This window comes from Listeria grayi DSM 20601, from assembly GCF_000148995.1.
GTDB lineage: Bacteria > Bacillota > Bacilli > Lactobacillales > Listeriaceae > Listeria > Listeria grayi.
The window spans coordinates 40,867-60,759 of the sequence record NZ_GL538353.1 but is presented as its reverse complement, the minus strand read 5'-3'; the positions used below and the strand labels follow the sequence as shown (position 1 = coordinate 60,759).

General features: G+C 43.0%; 11 protein-coding genes. 2 read left to right on the top strand and 9 right to left on the bottom strand.

What is annotated here, in order from left to right; genetic code table 11:
* Positions 1-34 precede the first annotated feature (34 nt).
* From HMPREF0556_RS07795 to HMPREF0556_RS07760, 9 genes are all read right to left on the bottom strand, one after another.
* Positions 35-1,687 carry a glycosyltransferase gene (locus HMPREF0556_RS07795; protein ID WP_003757315.1) on the bottom strand — a complete coding sequence of 551 codons (1,653 nt, stop codon included), beginning with the start codon at positions 1,685-1,687 and terminating at the stop codon, positions 35-37.
* A 358-nt stretch (positions 1,688-2,045) separates the two neighbouring features.
* Positions 2,046-2,291 (bottom strand): hypothetical protein, encoded by a 246-nt coding sequence (locus HMPREF0556_RS07790; protein WP_040486656.1) that lies wholly within the window; start codon positions 2,289-2,291, stop codon positions 2,046-2,048.
* A 198-nt stretch (positions 2,292-2,489) separates the two neighbouring features.
* On the bottom strand, positions 2,490-6,101 hold the full coding sequence (rpoC, locus tag HMPREF0556_RS07785; protein ID WP_003757308.1) for a DNA-directed RNA polymerase subunit beta': 3,612 nt from the start codon (positions 6,099-6,101) through the stop codon (positions 2,490-2,492).
* 226 nt (positions 6,102-6,327) lie between these two features.
* The gene (gene rpoB / locus HMPREF0556_RS07780) at positions 6,328-9,882 is read right to left on the bottom strand and encodes a DNA-directed RNA polymerase subunit beta (RefSeq protein WP_115346132.1); all 3,555 of its coding nucleotides are present in this window, start codon (positions 9,880-9,882) and stop codon (positions 6,328-6,330) included.
* A 481-nt stretch (positions 9,883-10,363) separates the two neighbouring features.
* Positions 10,364-10,882 (bottom strand): histidine phosphatase family protein, encoded by a 519-nt coding sequence (locus HMPREF0556_RS07775; RefSeq protein ID WP_003757301.1) that lies wholly within the window; start codon positions 10,880-10,882, stop codon positions 10,364-10,366.
* 4 nt (positions 10,883-10,886) lie between these two features.
* Positions 10,887-11,147 carry a phosphoglycerate mutase family protein gene (locus HMPREF0556_RS13670; protein ID WP_003757299.1) on the bottom strand — a complete coding sequence of 87 codons (261 nt, stop codon included), beginning with the start codon at positions 11,145-11,147 and terminating at the stop codon, positions 10,887-10,889.
* Between the two features lie 253 nt (positions 11,148-11,400).
* Positions 11,401-12,411 (bottom strand): type I glyceraldehyde-3-phosphate dehydrogenase, encoded by a 1,011-nt coding sequence (gene gap, locus HMPREF0556_RS07770; RefSeq protein ID WP_003757297.1) that lies wholly within the window; start codon positions 12,409-12,411, stop codon positions 11,401-11,403.
* 55 nt (positions 12,412-12,466) lie between these two features.
* A complete protein-coding gene (locus HMPREF0556_RS07765) occupies positions 12,467-15,163 on the bottom strand; it encodes an alpha-mannosidase (RefSeq protein WP_003757295.1) in 2,697 nt (898 codons plus the stop codon).
* Positions 15,164-15,175: 12 nt separating this feature from the next.
* Entirely contained in the window at positions 15,176-16,465 is a 1,290-nt protein-coding gene (locus HMPREF0556_RS07760; protein ID WP_003757293.1) for a glycoside hydrolase family 125 protein, read from the bottom strand.
* A 154-nt stretch (positions 16,466-16,619) separates the two neighbouring features.
* On the opposite strand from HMPREF0556_RS07760, the gene HMPREF0556_RS07755 reads away from it, so the two are divergent.
* Together HMPREF0556_RS07755 and HMPREF0556_RS07750 are read left to right on the top strand one after the other, a co-directional pair.
* A complete protein-coding gene (locus HMPREF0556_RS07755; RefSeq protein WP_003757291.1) occupies positions 16,620-17,654 on the top strand; it encodes a GntR family transcriptional regulator in 1,035 nt (344 codons plus the stop codon).
* Between the two features lie 14 nt (positions 17,655-17,668).
* On the top strand, positions 17,669-19,855 hold the full coding sequence (locus HMPREF0556_RS07750; protein WP_040486655.1) for a GH92 family glycosyl hydrolase: 2,187 nt from the start codon (positions 17,669-17,671) through the stop codon (positions 19,853-19,855).
* The last annotated feature ends 38 nt before the right edge of the window (positions 19,856-19,893 follow it).

Genomic DNA, 19,893 nt, shown 5'->3' with positions numbered 1-19,893 from the left:
AAACTGTGTAATGCATTACATGTCAAGAACGAAATCACTTTCCTTCCAAGACTTCTTCCAGCATTTTAACGGCTTCTTTATTGTATGCTTTATAATCGAATTTTTTAAAATCATCATAGCCCAACAAGAGTTTTTCCATGCCTTCCACTAGCCCTTCTGTGCTTTTATCTACTAACAAACCATAACCGTCTTTCAAAATACTGTAGCAACCGGGGATATTCGTCGATACGATCGGCTTTTCAAGAACCAGACATTCCAGCAGCACCATCGGCTGTCCTTCATGGATAGATGATAAAACAAAAGCATCGCATGCGTTTATTATCGGAAAAGGATTCTCCAGCTGGCCGAGGATATGGACTTTATCCTCCAGTCCTAATTCGCTGGTATACTTCTTCAATTCTTCTTCTAGTTCACCAAGCCCGATAATAAAAAGCTGTGTATCTGCATGTTTTTCTTGTAGCTGTTTAAATGCTTTTATCAGCCCTTTATGGTTTTTTTCTGGCGACAATCTTCCCATCGTCACAAAGTTGAAAGTATCGGAGGGAATCTCGATATCGTTGTCTTCCTTTGCAGAACTTAGGATGGCTTCATAATCGATCGAATTGTGGATATAGGTCATCTTGCTCGTATCCTGAACGACATGTTCCAGATGTTGTTTATTCACTTCTCCTGTTTGTTTGGCAACAGAAACGATCACGTCAAAGTAATTATAAAGCGGGAAGATGATATTCAGATCTGATCTGTGCTTATACGCTTTCCCTAGCTTTTTACTATACTCTTGCATCATCTCATTATGTTGATAAATGATTTTCCTCGGACTATTAGAGGAAGCGAGCAACAATGTCCAATATTTGAAATAGCCGTCAAAATCAAGGGCAATATCGATCTCGATATTCCCGAGTACGCGTTGTAATTCTCTTTGATAAATCGTTTTGATCTCATCAGTCAGAAAACCGGTAGGCCCATTTTTCATTAAATGTTCTAATGGATGACAATGAAAATCTAAAAAGACCTCTTCCTCATCGTGAGCAATATTGATATTGCCTGGGATCTGAATCTTGATAACGTGTTCCGGTATCTTTTTAAAGTTGAGGGCTTCATAATACGGTAATTTTTCTTGCTCAATGACAATGATCTGGTATTTATCTTTATTCAAGTTTTTCATTAAGTTAAGGGCAGAAGAAGTGATCCCATTATTCTTGAAGCCGCCACAGTACATGACGATATTCTTTTTGGCTTTTGATGTTGCCAGCTGCTCTCTCCGCTTGATAAAAGTATAATTGTTCGATGGCACTATTTGCCCGTCGATGATAGTTTTCATGTTTTTAGGTAGTTCCAAGCTACCTTCATGCTCGATAATATAATCCGCATGGAGCAAAAGTCTTGTCAAGTTTGCGTTCCATTCTTTGGTATAGCTGATAAAGATATAAGTTTGCCCTTCTCGTTTTGAAAAGAAAGTCGGTAACTCTACATCTGCAATAATGTATTCTGCAGTGGCTAGGCATCTTATATTTTCTACAGTTTCCAACTTTTCAAGATCAAACCGTTGTTTTTTCTTCAATTCCGGATTGTCTGCTATAATTTTTTCAACAATCTCTGCTGCTGTTTGTTGCATCACAAAAGCAACTGTGTTCTCCTTGATTTCTTCTTCCAACCAACTTTTCACATAACTGCTTTTCAAGTTCATCCTGATTCCTCCCTCTCTTTTTGGTAAAGAAAAAAGACGTTCCCCGCGCCTTTCTTTCTTCTTATCCCTTATAATCGTGCTGTATATCCAATTACTAGACTCGCGGCCAAAACAACTACTAAAGCTACAATAATGATCCACCACATATTGGCAGAAATTTTCCTATTCACTCTTTTGCTCATAGCGCAAAACATCCTTTTAGACTGCATTTTTTGAGAAATAGAACTCTTTTCTTTTTTGTTTATGAAGATATATTCCACTTCTCTTCATTGGCTAAACAATAAACGCAGAATTTTAAGCAATTTGTCCTAAAATGTTAAACATCTTAACATTGGTTTCGCAATTATTCTTGCTTAGCCTACATAAAATCCCTTGCTTTTTTAATTCTTTTAACGACTTCATTACCTTTAGCAGTCAACCGGAAGTGCTGATCCTCTTCCAAGATAAAGTTTTTCCCCTTTAGAAATGACACGGCCTTGGTGATATCTCCTTCAGTAAAACTAATATGAGGAAAATTAGCGGCAATTTCTGATTGGTTGGAAGCTAAAGGCTGTATTCCTGCTTCTATCGAAAGTAGCATGATACATTTCAGCTCGTCTAACATGAGAACATCTCCCTTTTTTTGTAGCTGCAAAAAAAGAGTACTCAAATAAAGAATGGCTTCTTTCATGAGTACTCACAGATTTTAGTTTGGAATTTTTACTAGTCTTATTATCATCATAATAACACGAATAGGGTGGTTTTACTATGTTTTGGATATAAAAAAATGCTCCTTCACCGAAATGAAGGAGCAATGTTTCTTTTATAATGTTGTGATTTCGTCAGACTCGCTTAATGCGGGTTTGTCAGCAATAACTTCTGATTTCAGTTTACGGTAGCGACCGATACCTGTACCAGCTGGGACTAATTTACCTAGGATTACGTTTTCTTTCAATCCTAGCAATTCGTCACGTTTTCCTTTGATTGCCGCATCTGTAAGGACACGAGTTGTTTCTTGGAAGGAAGCAGCGGACAAGAAGGAATCTGTTTCCAAGGAAGCTTTCGTGATTCCTAGCAATACTGGACGACCTGTTGCTGGTTGTTTGCCGGCAAGGATCGTATCGCGGTTAGCTTCCGTGAATGTTTGGATATCCATAAGTGTTCCTGGAAGGATGTTTGTATCCCCAGTATCCATGACACGGATCTTACGTAACATTTGACGTACCATAACTTCGACGTGTTTATCGCCGATTTCTACCCCTTGCATACGGTAAACTTTTTGTACTTCTGCAAGTAGATATTCTTGTACGGATAATACGTCACGTACGCGGATCAATGCTTTTGGATCGATAGAACCTTCTGTTAATGCTTCACCACGGTCCAACATAGAACCAACTTCGACTCTTAGACGTGCTGTGTAAGGAACGGTGTAGGAACGACGGTCGTCAACACCTTGGATCGTGATTTCTAGACCGCGATCGCGTCCTTCTTCGATCGAAACGACTTCACCAGCAACTTCTGTGATCGTAGCTTGTCCTTTTGGATTACGGGCTTCAAAAATTTCTTGGATACGAGGAAGACCTTGTGTGATATCGTCTCCGGCAACCCCACCAGTATGGAACGTACGCATTGTAAGCTGTGTACCTGGTTCCCCAATGGATTGGGCAGCGATGATACCAACTGCTTCTCCGACTTCCACTTCTGTACCTGTTGCCAAGTTTTTACCGTAACATTTCTTACATACACCATGTTTCGTGTTACATGTAAAGGCAGAACGGATCGAAACTTCTTCGATACCTGCGCCAATGATTTGTACCGCAATATCTTCGGTGATCAAATCATTTTCTTTTACGATGATCTCGTTTGTTTCCGGATGTCTGATCGTTTTACGAGCATAACGTCCTTCCAAACGTTCTTCCAGTGGTTCGATGATTTCCGTACCTTCGCGGATCGCTTTGATTGTTAGACCACGGTCAGTACCACAATCGTCTTCACGAATGATAACATCTTGCGCTACGTCAACCAAACGACGAGTCAAGTAACCGGAATCGGCTGTTTTAAGGGCTGTATCGGTAAGACCTTTACGAGCACCATGGGTAGAGATGAAGTATTCTAAGACCGTTAGACCTTCACGGAAATTGGAAGTGATCGGAAGTTCTACGATACGTCCGGATGGATCGGCCATTAGACCACGCATACCGGCAAGTTGTGTAAAGTTGGAGATGTTACCACGAGCTCCAGAATCTTGCATCATGAAGATTGGGTTCAAGCGTTCCAAACTCAAGATCAGTTTATTTTGGATCTCATCTTTGGCAGCATTCCAAACACCGATAACACGTTCATAACGTTCATCATCTGTAATCAGACCACGACGGAATTGTTTGGTGATTTTTTCAACTTTGTCATGTGCTTTTTCAAGGATCTCCGGTTTTTCTTGGAGTGTCAAGATATCCGCGATACCAACTGTGATGCCGGCTTTTGTGGAGATCTTGAATCCTAGATCTTTCATGCGGTCAAGCATTTTGGAAGTTTCCGTAATGTGGAACTTCTTGAATACTTCTGCAATGATGTTTCCTAAGATACCTTTTTTGAATGGATCGATCAACGGTTGGTTCGCGATATGCGTTTTCACATCTGTTGTTGTATCGACAAAGTATTTCGTAGGTGTTTCGATTTCAAGGTTATATTTCGTTGGTTCGTTGATATACGGGAATGATTCCGGAAGAATCGTGTTGAATACCAATTTACCAACGGTTGTGATCAACAATTGTTTACGTTGTTCTTCTGTAAAGCGTTCATTTTGGATCGATCCAGCATAAACCCCGATACGAGAATGCAAATGCACGTAACCGTTTGTATAAGCGATCATTGCTTCGTTGATATCTTTGAAAACTAAACCTTCGCCGACAGCATTTTCACGTTCTAATGTTAAGTAGTAGTTACCTAGTACCATATCTTGAGATGGTGTTACAACTGGTTTACCATCTTTTGGATTTAGAATGTTTTGAGCTGCGAGCATTAGAAGACGAGCTTCTGCTTGTGCTTCTGCAGACAATGGCACGTGGACCGCCATTTGGTCACCATCGAAGTCAGCGTTGTAAGCTGTACATACTAGCGGGTGAAGACGGATCGCCCGGCCTTCTACAAGCGTTGGTTCAAATGCTTGGATACCAAGACGGTGAAGTGTAGGTGCGCGGTTAAGGAGAACCGGATGTTCCCGGATAACTTCTTCTAAAACGTCCCAAACTTCAGCTGCCATACGTTCGATCTTACGTTTTGCGCTCTTGATATTGTGTGCTAAACCGCGAGAAACGAGCTCTTTCATAACAAATGGTTTGAATAATTCAAGCGCCATTTCTTTTGGCAGACCACATTGATACATTTTAAGGTTTGGACCTACGACGATAACGGAACGACCGGAATAGTCGACACGTTTACCTAGTAAGTTTTGACGGAAACGTCCTTGTTTCCCTTTCAGCATGTGAGAAAGAGATTTCAATGGGCGATTACCTGGTCCTGTAACTGGACGACCGCGACGACCGTTATCGATCAATGCGTCGACAGCTTCTTGGAGCATACGTTTTTCATTTTGCACGATGATGTTAGGCGCACCTAAATCAAGCAAACGTTTCAAACGGTTGTTCCGGTTGATAACCCGGCGGTACAAGTCATTCAAGTCACTTGTTGCAAAACGTCCACCTTCTAATTGAACCATTGGACGGATTTCCGGCGGGATAACAGGTAGTACATCCAAGATCATCCAGCTTGGCTCATTGCCGGAATTACGGAATGCTTCCATTACTTCCAAACGACGAATAGCACGTGTACGACGTTGTCCTTGTGCTGTTTGAAGTTCAGCTTTCAATTCTTGTGTTTCTTTTTCTAGATCGATGTCAGAAAGAATCTTTTTGATTGCTTCTGCACCCATTCCAGCGTGGAAATTTTTCCCGTATTTTTCACGGTAAACACGGTATTCTTTTTCAGAAAGTAATTGTTTCTTTTCTAGTGGGGTATCGCCTGGTTCAGTTACAACGTAGGAAGCGAAGTAAATGATTTCTTCCAGTGCACGCGGGCTCATGTCCATTACAAGACCCATACGGCTTGGGATACCTTTGAAATACCAAATGTGAGAAACAGGAGCAGCTAGCTCAATGTGTCCCATACGTTCACGACGTACTTTGGATTTGGTCACTTCTACGCCGCAACGGTCACAAACTACGCCTTTATAACGTACGCGTTTGTACTTACCACACGAACATTCCCAGTCTTTCATTGGACCAAAGATACGTTCACAGAACAAACCGTCGCGTTCTGGTTTTAAAGTTCTGTAGTTGATGGTTTCTGGTTTTTTAACTTCACCATGTGACCACGAACGAATTTTATCCGGAGATGCAAGACCAATTTTCATATACTCAAAATTATTGACATCTAACAAGTGCCCAACCTCCTAATTATAATTCGGAAGAAGCTGCCTGTTAAAGAAACAAAAGCCTCTTTAACAGCCACATCCTTCTGTTTGATTTTTATCGGAAAACAAATTTGCGTTGCGGAAATCGTTATTTCTAACCTTTTCCGCCAGCACCCAGCGAGACGGCAAATGAAGATGAGCGTTTGTCGTTTCGCTGCGTTTATTTGTTTTGGAGTCTTAACTATCGGGCTGGTTAATCAACCTGCTCGGTCTGTGCTTCTTCTGGTTTCACGATATTGAACGCTTCGTTTTGACCAGCGAAATCGTCATCGTCTAGATCACGGAATTCGATTTCTTCTTCGTCAGCAGAAAGGATCTTAACATCCATACCAAGACTTTGAAGTTCTTTTATTAATACTTTAAAGGATTCTGGTACACCTGGTTGCGGTACACTTTCACCCTTAACGATTGCTTCGTAAGTTTTCACACGTCCTACAACATCATCGGACTTGATTGTTAGGATCTCTTGAAGCGTATAAGCCGCGCCGTAAGCTTCAAGCGCCCAAACTTCCATTTCCCCGAAACGTTGTCCACCGAATTGTGCTTTACCACCAAGCGGTTGTTGTGTAACAAGGGAATAAGGTCCAGTTGAACGAGCATGTAATTTGTCGTCGACCATGTGGGCAAGTTTGATCATATACATGATACCAACGGAAACACGGTTATCGAAAGGTTCGCCAGTACGTCCATCGTACAGGATCGTTTTCGCATCGCGTGCCATGCCGGCTTCTTCTACAGTGCTCCACACATCTTCTTCGTTTGCACCATCAAATACTGGTGTCGCAACATGGATGCCAAGTGCACGAGCTGCCATACCAAGATGCAATTCTAGTACTTGTCCAATGTTCATCCGTGATGGAACCCCTAGTGGGTTAAGCATGATGTCGACTGGTGTGCCATCAGGCATAAACGGCATATCTTCTTCAGGTAAAATACGAGAGATAACCCCTTTATTACCATGACGACCGGCCATTTTGTCCCCTTCATGGATTTTACGTTTTTGAACGATATAAACACGTACTAATTGGTTAACACCTGGTGGTAATTCGTCGCCAGCTTCACGTGTAAAGATTTTAACATCCAATACGATTCCGCCGCCACCATGTGGTACACGAAGAGAAGTATCACGAACTTCACGCGCTTTTTCACCAAAGATGGCATGCAATAAGCGTTCTTCAGCAGTTAGTTCCGTTACACCCTTAGGCGTTACTTTACCAACAAGCAAGTCGTTGTCTTTTACTTCGGCACCGACACGGATGATTCCGCGTTCATCAAGGTCACGCAATGCGTCTTCCCCAACGTTTGGAATATCACGAGTCATTTCTTCAGGTCCAAGTTTTGTATCACGAGCTTCTGATTCAAATTCTTCGATATGAATAGAAGTATAAACGTCATCTTTAACAAGACGTTCGCTCATGATGATCGCATCCTCGTAGTTGTAACCATCCCATGTCATGAAGGCAACAAGTACGTTACGTCCAAGTGCAAGTTCGCCGGAATCCATCGAAGGACCATTAGCAAGGATCTCACCTTTGACAACGCGATCGCCTTCTGCAACGTTTGGACGTTGGTTATAACAGGTTCCTTGGTTGGAACGAACGAATTTGCGAAGTGTATATTTATCGATACCGCCTGTAACTTCTGTACCATCTACATCGGATACACGGCGAATCCAGATTTCTTTTGCTTCTACGTGTTCTACAATGCCATCATACTTTGCAGTAATCGCAGCACCGGAGTCTTTCGCAGAAACGTGTTCCATACCAGTACCTACGAAAGGTGCTTCTGGGTGCATAAGCGGAACAGCTTGACGTTGCATGTTCGCTCCCATCAGCGCACGGTTGGAGTCATCGTTTTCTAAGAAAGGAATACATGCTGTCGCAACGGACACAACTTGTTTAGGAGATACGTCCATGTAATCGACACGTTCTTTTGTAACAGCTAAGTTCTCGGAACGGAAACGAGCCATAACTTCTTCTTCTGCAAAAGAGCCATCATCGTCTAGTTTCGAGTTTGCTTGTGCTACTACATAGTTATCTTCTTCATCTGCTGTCAGATAATCGATCTTATCTGTAACGCGGTTCGTTTCAGGATCCACACGACGGTACGGTGTTTCGATGAAACCAAATTTGTTTACTTTCGCATAAGAAGAAAGGGAGTTGATCAATCCGATGTTCGGGCCTTCTGGCGTTTCGATCGGACACATACGGCCATAGTGAGAGTAGTGAACGTCACGTACTTCATAACCAGCACGTTCACGAGTCAAACCACCAGGTCCAAGCGCAGATAGACGACGTTTGTGCGTCAATTCGCCAAGCGGATTCGTTTGATCCATGAATTGCGATAACTGGGAGCTACCGAAGAATTCTTTGATAGACGCCACAACTGGACGGATGTTGATCAATTGTTGTGGTGTGATCGTACTCATATCTTGAATCGACATACGTTCGCGTACCACACGTTCCATACGAGATAGACCAATACGGAATTGATTTTGCAACAATTCGCCGACAGAACGCAAACGACGGTTTCCTAAATGGTCGATGTCATCTGTGTCGCCAACGCCATGCAGCAAGTTGAAGAAATAACTGATCGAAGAAACGATATCAGATGGTGTAATGTGCTTCACATCTTCTTCGATGTACGCATTACCAATGATATTGATTTCTTTTTCTTCATCATTTGGTGCATAGATTTTGATGGATTGAACAACAACGCTGTCATCCATGATTCCATTGGAAGGATGAAGTGTGCGGAAACCAACACCGCTTTCTAAATTCGGGATGATTTGGTCCAGCGCACGGCGGTCCAAAATATCACCTTTAGAAGCAATGATCTCACCTGTTTCAGGATCAACTAATGTTTCTGCTAAACGTTGGTTGAACAAACGGTTTTTCAAATGTAATTTTTTGTTGATTTTATAACGTCCTACGCTTGCCAGATCATAGCGTTTTGGATCGAAGAAACGGGAAATAAGTAAGTTTCTCGCATTTTCAACAGTAGGCGGTTCACCCGGACGTAGACGTTCGTAAATCTCAAGCAACGCTTTTTCAGCGTTATCTGTATTATCTTTTTCTAATGTATTGCGTAAATATTCGTTATCACCGACAAGTTCGATGATATCTTGGTCAGAACCGAAACCTAGTGCACGCAACAATACCGTTACTGGTAATTTACGTGTACGGTCGATCCGAACATGGACAACATCTTTCGCATCTGTTTCATATTCCAGCCAAGCCCCACGGTTAGGGATAACAGTGGAACCAAATCCAGTACGACCATTTTTGTCGATCTTATCATTGAAATAAACACCAGGAGAACGTACTAATTGGGAAACGATAACACGTTCTGCCCCATTAATAATGAAAGTACCCATTTCTGTCATCAGCGGGAAATCGCCCATGAATACTTCTTGGTCTTTCACTTCTCCGGTTTCTTTGTTGATCAATCTTAGTTTGACACGTAGTGGAGCTGCATAGTTAGCATCTCTGCTCTTGGATTCTTCAACCGAATACTTAGGTTCTCCAAGATCGTAGTCGATAAATTCAAGCGATAGATTTCCAGCAAAGTCTTCGATCGGAGAAATATCTCGGAACATTTCACGAAGCCCTTCGTCTAGGAACCATTGATAAGATGCCGTTTGAATTTCGATCAAGTTAGGTAATTCTAACACTTCACTGATACGCGCGTAACTTCTACGCGTGCGATGACGTCCGTATTTCACATCATGTCCTGACAAACTATTCACCCCTCAAAATAATTAAAATATATTAGCACACTCTCTAAGTCAAAAGCGCCTGCGTTTGAACCTTCCGCACCCGGAGTTTAAGTAATTTAAGCAGATTCATTTGCGTACAATGACTGCTTCCTTAAACACCGTCTATCAAAAGCTTCCTGACCGCCTGCCTCAGAATGGATCATTCTTTCTTCTACCCTAACTTGTCTGAGTGGAACTTCCAAACGAATAAACTACACGGAAAAGACAAAAAGAAAGCGGATTTCAATCTCTTATCTGAAAACCACGTCCGTGTTTAATTATACTGTCTTTTTTGTTGTCATTTTGGCATGAAAACGACATAACGACCCTAGTGTAGATTATGTTGGCATTATATTATAATACAACAACCCAGCGCCTTTGTCAAGCTGTTTCTCCAGCTTAACTGCTTCTCCTTATTTCTTCCTATTATAATAAACAGCAGCGGCAGTCATCCTCGCCACTGCTGCTGCATTTATTCTTCTATATAACTGGTATCCCCTATCTTGCCTACTGTAAATTTGCCATTTTCATACGTGAGTTCAGTAACACTGGCATTTGGCAACTGCTGATCTGTATTTGCGTCCGTCCAATCGCTTATCATACTTGTGATCGCCATGCCGTGAGAAACGACCAGCACTTTCCCGCCGCCAGCTTTTCTCTGTTTTTCAGCAATTTCTTTCATTTCTGCCTGCATCCGCTTTTTAACCTCCGCACGTGTTTCTGCTTGTTTGGAAGTATCATTAGCGACGATCGCATCTACCGCTTTGTCCAAGCCGACTTTATCCAAATTAGCGACAAGATCATCCATATCTTTATAGCCTAGTGTTTTCGCAGCCTTTCCCCACATATTTTCATCAAAATCACCTTCAAAGATTCCAAAACCGTTTTCACGCAGTTTCGGTGATTCGTTCACTTCTTTTTTCTCCTCACCCATTGCCTTTAAGATCAATTCCGCTGTTTCGCGCGCGCGACCTGAATCGCTAGTATACACGGCGTCAAAATCGATTTTCTTTTTTTTTCAGTCCTTTGCCCAGATCTGACGCTACATCACGACCGTCTTTCGTCAGCGGTGTGTCTGACCAGCCTTGCGCACGGTGAACCTGATTAAACATCGTTTTCCCATGTCTGGTTACATAGATCGTGACTTTCTCGTTTTTTTCTTTCTCGGGAGCCGACTTTGTTTCTCCGCCGTTCCCACACGCCACTAAGCTTAAACTCATTAGAAGGATAACTACTATACTGCTGATTTTTTTCATTTCTTGTTGCACTCCTTTTTTGTTTGAAATAAAAGAAAAAACCTAAATCAAGGAGAAATAGCACTTCTCCACGACTTAGGTTTTGCCTGCTTCACCAGTAACAACCCTGTTTATTTAATGCTATAATAGCACGAATCTCCCTTTCTAGCAAGCGCTTTCATAAAAATACTATAAAGATATGTAAAAAACTCGTTTAGCGGAGAAATACTTATTCCCGCTAAACGAGTGGCTGTTTTAATCGTTTTTTCAGATTTTACAAGTTAGAAAATTTTTCCAACAAGCGAATCATTTGGCATGTAAAACCGTATTCGTTATCATACCAAGCAACCGTTTTGACTAATTGGAAATCACCAGAAGTGGTAACTTCAGTTTGCGTCGGATCAAAAATGGAACCATATGTCGTTCCGATCACGTCGCCGGATACGATTTCGCGATCGTCGTAGCCGAAAGAAGGATTGTTTTCGGTATGCTTTTTGAGCGCCGAGTTCACTTCATCGGCTGTTACTTTTTTGTCTAAAATAGCAACCAATTCTGTCAGGGAACCATCCACTACAGGAACACGTTGGGCATGGCCTTGTAGCTTGCCGTTCAATTCAGGGATAACTAACCCGATCGCCTTGGCTGCTCCGGTAGAGTGAGGGATCGTATTATCTGCTGCCGAGCGGGCTGCTCGCAAATTCCCGCCACGCACTGGACCATCAAGTAGCATTTGTGTCGACGTATACGCATGGACAGTAGTCATCGTTCCTACCTTGATACCGAATTCTTCATGTAAGAAATAAGCCAGCGGTGCCAGACAGTTTGTCGTACAAGAACCTGCAGAAATAATTTGATCGTCAGCAGTCAGCGTATCGTCATTTACATTGTAGACGATGGTTTTCATTTGTCCTGCGGGTGCCGAGATCACCACTCGTTTCACTCCAGCATCTAAATGTGCTTTTGCTTTTTCTTCAGAGGTATAGAAACCTGTACATTCCAATACAATATCGACGCCGTCTTTTTCAACCCAAGGGATCTTGCTTGCATCCGGCTCTGCGTAAACTCTCGTTTCGACGCCGTCCACTTTTATTCCTTCCGATGTGGCAGTTACTTCACCTGCATAAGTACCATGCGTAGAATCAAATTGCAGCAGATGTGCTAGGACTTCCGGGCTTGTCAGGTCATTGATCGCCACGACCTCGATATCATCAGAAACTTCTTTTATCCTGCGAAATGCCAAGCGGCCGATCCGGCCAAAACCATTGATACCAACTTTTACCGTCATACTTATCCCCTCCACCATTAATATACCGCTAGTATGCGCTTCTCAACTGATTTTTTCAACCGATATGATTGGTATTTTCAAATCCCAGGGTAACGATTTCCGCACCTTTTATCTGACCTTCAAAAGCACCTGTTTTTTCTTCTAGCAAATTGGATCTGTACAGCTGTTTTCCGGCAAAGCGAACACGCAGATCAGCAATACGTTCCGTTAAATTATATCCTCGGAGAAGTAGATCGCTTGATGCTTCTTTATACTTCAATGCGGTTACGGAAAACGCATCCCCTTCGACTTCCAGAAAATGATGTTCCGGCGATTGCGTTCCAGTATGAATACTAGTTTGACTAAACGTGAACGGAATCTGGAAGTTTTTCGCACGTTGATAAGTAGCTGTTTCTTCGCCCGCTTGATGAAACTCGATGGCAAATGCGACTTGCTGCGCACCTAAACATTGCGCTTCCGGCGTCGGGAAGTAACCCCAGTCACCCAGTTCCCCTACGGAGCGTAAGAGTGTGAGCGCGATTTTCGGTTTCGCTTCATTTAGGATCTCATATTCATTTAAACCATAATTGCTGACGGTGATCCCTTTTGATTCGTCCGCCAGATGCACAAATTGATGCTGATGCTGCGGATTTGTCGGGTTTTCCCATACAGTTGCCGGGCGATTCGGGCGTGTCACTGTTTCAAAAATACTGTCTGCTTGGTGCTGCTCAGTGTGTATATCGGTTTGAATGATCGCACGAAGACGGTGATCTTTCACTTGGTTATCGAAGGCGCTGAAAACTTGCAGTTGACGGTTATACTTCTCTAATCGAAGTGTCGTATGGATAACAAATGGCACCATCTCAACCGAACGCTTTGCTTCGCGGCGGCGGAATTCTTTGATTGCTTTTTGTTCACGTGCAAGCGTGTCATCTGCTGAGTGCGGCACCATCATTGTGGAAACTATTTCGATCTCAGCTACGTTTGCTGTATTGGAAAGCATGGTTACTGCGGTATCGCCGTCTTTGGAATAAATGCGTTTGCTATCCGCGGGTTCAAAGAAAATGTATTCGTTTCCGATATCTCCAGTTTCTTCATAATAGAGCACGTCTTCATAGTTAGTACCCGTTTGTTTATCAAACACAGCAACCGTGCCGTCTTCTCCTACCTGTACACGCAAATAATCATTTTCCATTAGGCGCGGTTCCGCCGAAACTAGATTTTCTATTTCTGCCGCTTCAGCAGATTGTACCAAAGCGTAAGTTCGCCAGCTAAACGCCGGCATCTCTTCTAAGAACAGCGCCACTTTTACATAGCGTGCCATATACGGCACGCGGAAGCCATCTTTTGGAAGGTCATAACCGAACCGAACTTCGCTTCCCACCAAATCAAATGCTACTGTTTCGCCATGAGTATCCTGAACGCAGATAGTCGGAATGCCTTTCTTTTCGAGTTTATCATAAAGGGTTTCATGATCATGGCCAGCGAATAAAATGCGTTCCCACTCGATCTCAACGATCACGCTTCCCGTCTTACGTGCTCCCGCTGTGTTCCAGACTACAAAAGGTTTGGCATCAGCTGGAAAGGCGCTGGTATCAACTTTTGCTGCCAGATAGTCAGCTGCTTCCGTAGCGATATAATCTGCTACTTCCTCTGCTTCGGCAAAACGTTCTACCATGGTGCGGTGAACTTCATCGACACTGCAACCGCAGATACTGTCGTGCGGATGGTTCTGCATCAGCTTTTTCCAAGCATAACGCAGTGGATCATGCGGATATGCTTTGCCAGCTTCTCCCGCCATCACTGACAGCGGTTCGGCAATGTTCTCCAGCAGTCTGCTTACTTTTGTATTTGCTTGTTTTAAATAAATACGGGCAGAGGCAGTATTAGCGAGCGTGTACCAACCATCCGATTCCTGACTAGTGAGTTCCCCCTCCACTTGGTTTAAATCTGCCGGGAGTTCTGCACGTACTGCTTTCAGATAATCATCAAAATTACTATGCACAAACTCGATCTCCGGATAAAGTTCATTTGCCAGCTGAATCGCAGCGGACAGATCTTTTTGAACTGGCTGATGATCACAACCATTCATCATCAACAGCTGATTAGTAGAGGCATAGCGTTTTGCATCTGCAAGCTTTTCATCCCAAAAAGCTCGTGCTGCTTCGCGTTCGCTTGGGATCTCATTCCCATTACTGTACCAATTCGCGAATAATAGTCCCAGCACCTTGCTCCCATCTGGACCTTGCCACCACATTTCCGAAAACGGCGAGGTATACTTATCATCATTGATGACGACATTATTAAAGCCAGTCGGTTTCACACCGCGGCCAAATGCCGCCACATCGATCCCGCCTTGCTGTAATATTTGCGCTGCCTGCCCCATATTACCGAACGTATCTGGAAAATAGCCAACAGAAACAGGATCCACTCCCCACTTTTTAACCGTCTCCATCCCTACAAGCATATTACGAACATTGGATTCACTGCTGGTAAGTAAGGCATCTTGTAAAATATAAAACGGCCCGATCTTTAATTTCCCGGCTTGCACCGCTTGCCTTAATTCCTGCTCTTTCTCCGGTCTCACTTCCAAATAATCTTCTAAGATAATGGTTTGACCATCTAAGTGAAAATAGCGAAATGCAGGATCTTTTTGAAAAAGTTCCAGCAGATCATCGATCAGTTCGATCAAGCGCATGTGGTGCTTTTCATATGGCAAGTACCATTCTCTGTCCCAGTGACTGTGCGAAATAACGTGTACAACTTCTTTCATGTCGTTGCCCTCCTATTTTTGGATTTGGATATCAAAATAATCCATAACAAGCTCACAAAACATCATATTTGCCCAAGAAAACCATTCTCTGGTGTAATTATTCGGGTTATTGACATCGAATCCTTCGTGCATCAGATTGGTACCGCCATCGCAAGCCACAAGCGTATTCAAGATCCGTTCTTTCTCAGCTTTGCTGGTCGTTGTCATTCCTTCCATCGCAAGCGCGATCGGCCAGATATATTCCGGTGGTGTGTGCGAACTCCCGATTCCTTTTGCATATTCCCCTTCATAAAAATAAGGATTTTCTTTGCTCGTAATCACTTTTCTTGTCGCTAGATATAGAGGATCATCCGCATCGCAATAGCCGAGGTACGGCGCTGATAAGAGATTGGGCACATTGGAATCATCCATGATCTTGGCGCTTCCTTTGCCGTCTACTTCATACGCGTAAATTTTTTCGCCAGTTTCAGACGTTGTCACGCCGTATGTTTTTATACCTTTTTCGATTTCATCACGGAGCTGTTTGATCTGTGCTGTTTTTTGTTCACTTGGTAAAATCGTCGTAAATATCTCTCTTAAATAATCCAAGACCACGATAGCAAACATATTACTTGGCACGAGATACCCGTAAATGCAAGCATCGTCGCTCGGTCTAAAACCAGACCAAGTCATCCCTGTCCAAGCAACTTTACTACCGACCCCGTCTTCCACAAGCGTATCTTCTTTCCGATCTGTATCACGGACAAAACGGTATGGCGAGTTTTCATGATGTTGTTCTGTTTCCCATACCGCCAAGATCTTGTCGACCGCTTGTTCAAATGTAGCATTGAAATGACTTGTGTCGCCAGTTGCTTTGTATAATAAGTAGCTAAGTTGAACGGGGTAGCAAAGTGAATCGATTTCATATTTGCGTTCCCATATTTCCGGAAGCATCTCCGTATGATCCGTTTGATGTCCAGCTCCATTTGCTGTTTCATTGAAGGCGTTTGCATAAGGATCTAAACAAATAAACTGCATTTGCCGTTCCACTAGGCCAGCTATCATTTTCGCGATTTCTGCATCTTCTTTTGCTACCACAAGATACGGACGCACTTGCGCAGTGGAATCCCGCAGCCACATCGCCGGTATATCGCCTGTCAGTACAAAAGTTGTTTCGTCTGGCAACCGTTTTATGGTCGTTAATAAAGTATTTGCAAAACATGCGTTGAAATTTTTCGCCCAATCCGCATGTGCTGTTCCGCATTTTTCCGTAATTGTCTGCATGAAGTTTTTAACCGCTGTCGGTACTTCTTGATATGCCATTATCAACACTCCTCTAAATTTGATATATCATTTATACTCCACTACAGTATAATGAGGCTGACTCAAAATTGCAACCTTCAATTCTATTTTGATTTTACAAGCTTGATATGCTATTATAAATTTGATATATCAATTATAGAAAAGGTGACGAAGCATGCCAAAAAAACCCATCTATCAGGAAATATACGATTTTTTAGCAAAAAAAATCTTAACTGGCGAACTAGCTGTCGGCGAGCAAGTCCCAACTGAGCAAAGCCTTGCGCAAAGTTTTCATACAAGCCGTATCACTTCTAAACGTGCGTTGACAGATTTAGAAAATAAAGGCTTAGTAGAACGCATCCAAGGAAAGGGCACATTTGTAAAAGCCGCCGGAGAGCATGTGCCGCAGCAGCCACAAAAGAAAATCTTATTTTTATCTCCCTTCCCTAACCAGCACGATCTCGGCAATTTCACCGCCGGAATGTTGCCTTATTTGACCTCTCAGGGCTATCAGCTCCATATTCAAGATGATACTTATTTGACGCAGCCTAATTTTTTTGAATTGATCGGTCAATATGACGGCATGATCTATTATCCGCTGTTCAGCAATTCCAATTTAGCCATTTTATATCAATTGGCTTATCAAAAATTCCCGATCGTTCTGCTGGATAAAAAAGTGGAGGAGCTGGATCTACCATTAGTTACAGCGGACAATTTCGGCGGTGTTTATACAGCAACTAAAAGACTTTTGCAGACGCATGAACGCATTGCCTTTTTACATCATACGCCGCTAGGTCAGATATCCACTGTGCGCCAGCGTTATCTCGGTTATTTGCAAGCACTTCTTGAAACGGGACAATCCTTCCAAACAGCACCGAATACAGATGCGAGCCAAGATGATGCTGCTCTATTGCAGTCTTATTTAGACAGTGGTGTCAGTGCAGTCATCGCAGAAAACGATCTTGTGGCTATCCATTTTATGAAAGTAGCGAAACAAGCAGGAATCAACATTCCGGAACAGCTTTCCATTGTTGGCTTTGATAATATCCAAGCCGCAAGTTTGGTAGAACCGGCGCTTAGCACGATCTCGCAGGACTTTCTAGCAATGGGAGAAGCCGCAGCAAATATGCTTTTGCAAGTCATCGCTAAGAAAGAACCCGCAAATGTCGAAGTACCCGTCCAATGGATCGAACGGGAGTCCCATTATTAACAGGAGTGATAACAATGAAAGCCATACAAATCGATACACGTCAGGGTACTGCCAATTCCGCTACTTATTCCAATGGAAATACACTACCTTATACCGGCGTTCCCTGGGGAATGAATTATTTTGTCGCCCAAACCACCAACGAAAAAGGGAGCTGGTTTTTTCATCCGCAAGATCATACTTTTCAAGGCTTTCGGCTGACTCACCAGCCAAGTCCATGGATGGGCGATTTTTCACAGCTACTTTTAACACCGCTTACAGGAGAGATCCAGCAGCATACGCTTTACGGCATTCAAAGTTCCTATCGTCCGGAAGAAGCTGTATTTAATCCGCACTATTTAAAAATCAAACAGCTCCGTTATCAGATTACAAGTGAATTAGTTCCCAGTACATATGGCGCAAAGTTAAAAATCCATTATGCTAAGAATGATTTGCATAGTCTTTTATTTTCTGCACCAGCTGAAAGCGCGATCGCCGTAGATTTTGACACCAATATTGTCACTGGTTATGTAAAAAACTTTGCTGATTGTGTGGATAAAAATTTTAAAATGTATTTTGCATTTACAGCGGATCAGATTTTTTCTCCGGCAGAAACTGGTTTTTTTGAAGGGGAAATAAGAAAAGCGGCTGATCATAATCAAGCGGATGACCAACTTTTTCAGCTCGCTTTCCGTGAATTTTCCAGCGGGACAGCGGTGGTCACGATCGCTACCAGTTTTATCAGTCCAGAGCAAGCTCAACTTAATTTACAACGGGAGCTGACGGACGACTTTTACACGACAAAAGAAAAAGCAGAAACCGCTTGGAATGATTACTTAGGAAAGATCAACATAACGGATCGCGATAGCAAAAAAGTAAGCACATTTTATCACTGCCTGTACCGAACTGGTCTTTTTCCGCAGCGTTTTTATGAATATGATGCGTTGAAGCAGCCGATTCATTACAATACAACGGCTAAGCGAGTAGAAAAAGGGATCTTATATACCAATAATGGCTTCTGGGATACTTATAAAACGGTCTTTCCGCTTTATTCCCTCTTGGTTCCGGAATTATACGCAGAAATGTTGGAAGGCTTCTTGAATAGCTATCGTGAAAGCGGCTATCTACCGAAGTGGCTCTCTCCTGATGAGCGCGGCATGATGCCGGGGACACTGATCGATGCAGTTATTGCGGATGCAGCGGTAAAAAACATTGGTGCTGAACTGATGCCGGACTTTTTGAAAGCAATGGAATATACGGCGTCTACTCCTTCCGCGAATGGCAATTACGGACGGCAAGGCGGCAAAGATTATGAACGCTTGGGTTACGTGCCACTAAGTTATCATGAAAGCGTCAACCACACGCTTGATTATGCGTATAGCGATTTCTGTATCTCTGTTGTGGCGGGGTATCTGGGATTGCCTGATAAAGCGAAAAAATACCGCGATCGCTCCCGCAATTACCAGCAGCTATTCAGCAAAGCAGATGGCTTTATGCGCGCAAAAGATGAAAACGGCCAATTCCGCACCCCCTTCAATCCTTTCGCTTGGGGCGGGGATTATGCAGAAGGTAGCGCTTGGCAAAGTAGTTTTGCTGTTTTCCACGATTTTGCCGGGCTGATCGAACAATTCGGCGGAGAAAATGCCTTCTTAGCTCGCTTGACGGAACTGGCAAATACGCCTCCTACTTTCGATGTCACTGGCTATCCTTATGAGATACACGAAATGAGTGAGATGGCAATGATCGACTTTGGCCAGATCGCGCTTTCCAATCAGCCAAGTTTCCACATCCCTTATCTGTTTACTTATGCAAAACGTCCTGATTTGACTCAATTATTAGTCAAACAGGCATGCAGTCGATTTTTTGATGATTCCTTTACCGGTTTCCCAGGCGACGAGGATAACGGCAGTATGGCAGGCTGGTATGTTTGGAGCACACTTGGTTTATATCCGGTAACGCCTGGCAGCGGCGAATATGTTTTGGGGATCCCTGCTTTTGATGAAGTAGTCATTACTCTGCCAACCGGGAAAATCGTGCGGATCTCTAGTCACAATAATACCGTCCAACATCAGTTTGTTGCAGGACTGAAATGGAATGGCGAAGTGTTTAAAAAGCTTGCGATCTCGCATCAGGAATTGGTTTGCGGGGCAGAACTGGAGTTTGAATTGGGTCTCGTACCGCCACTTGGTGTTTACGGCACAGCTATACCGCCTTTTTCAATTTAACGAGAATAGTAAAAAATCGCATGGAAATACCATTTGTA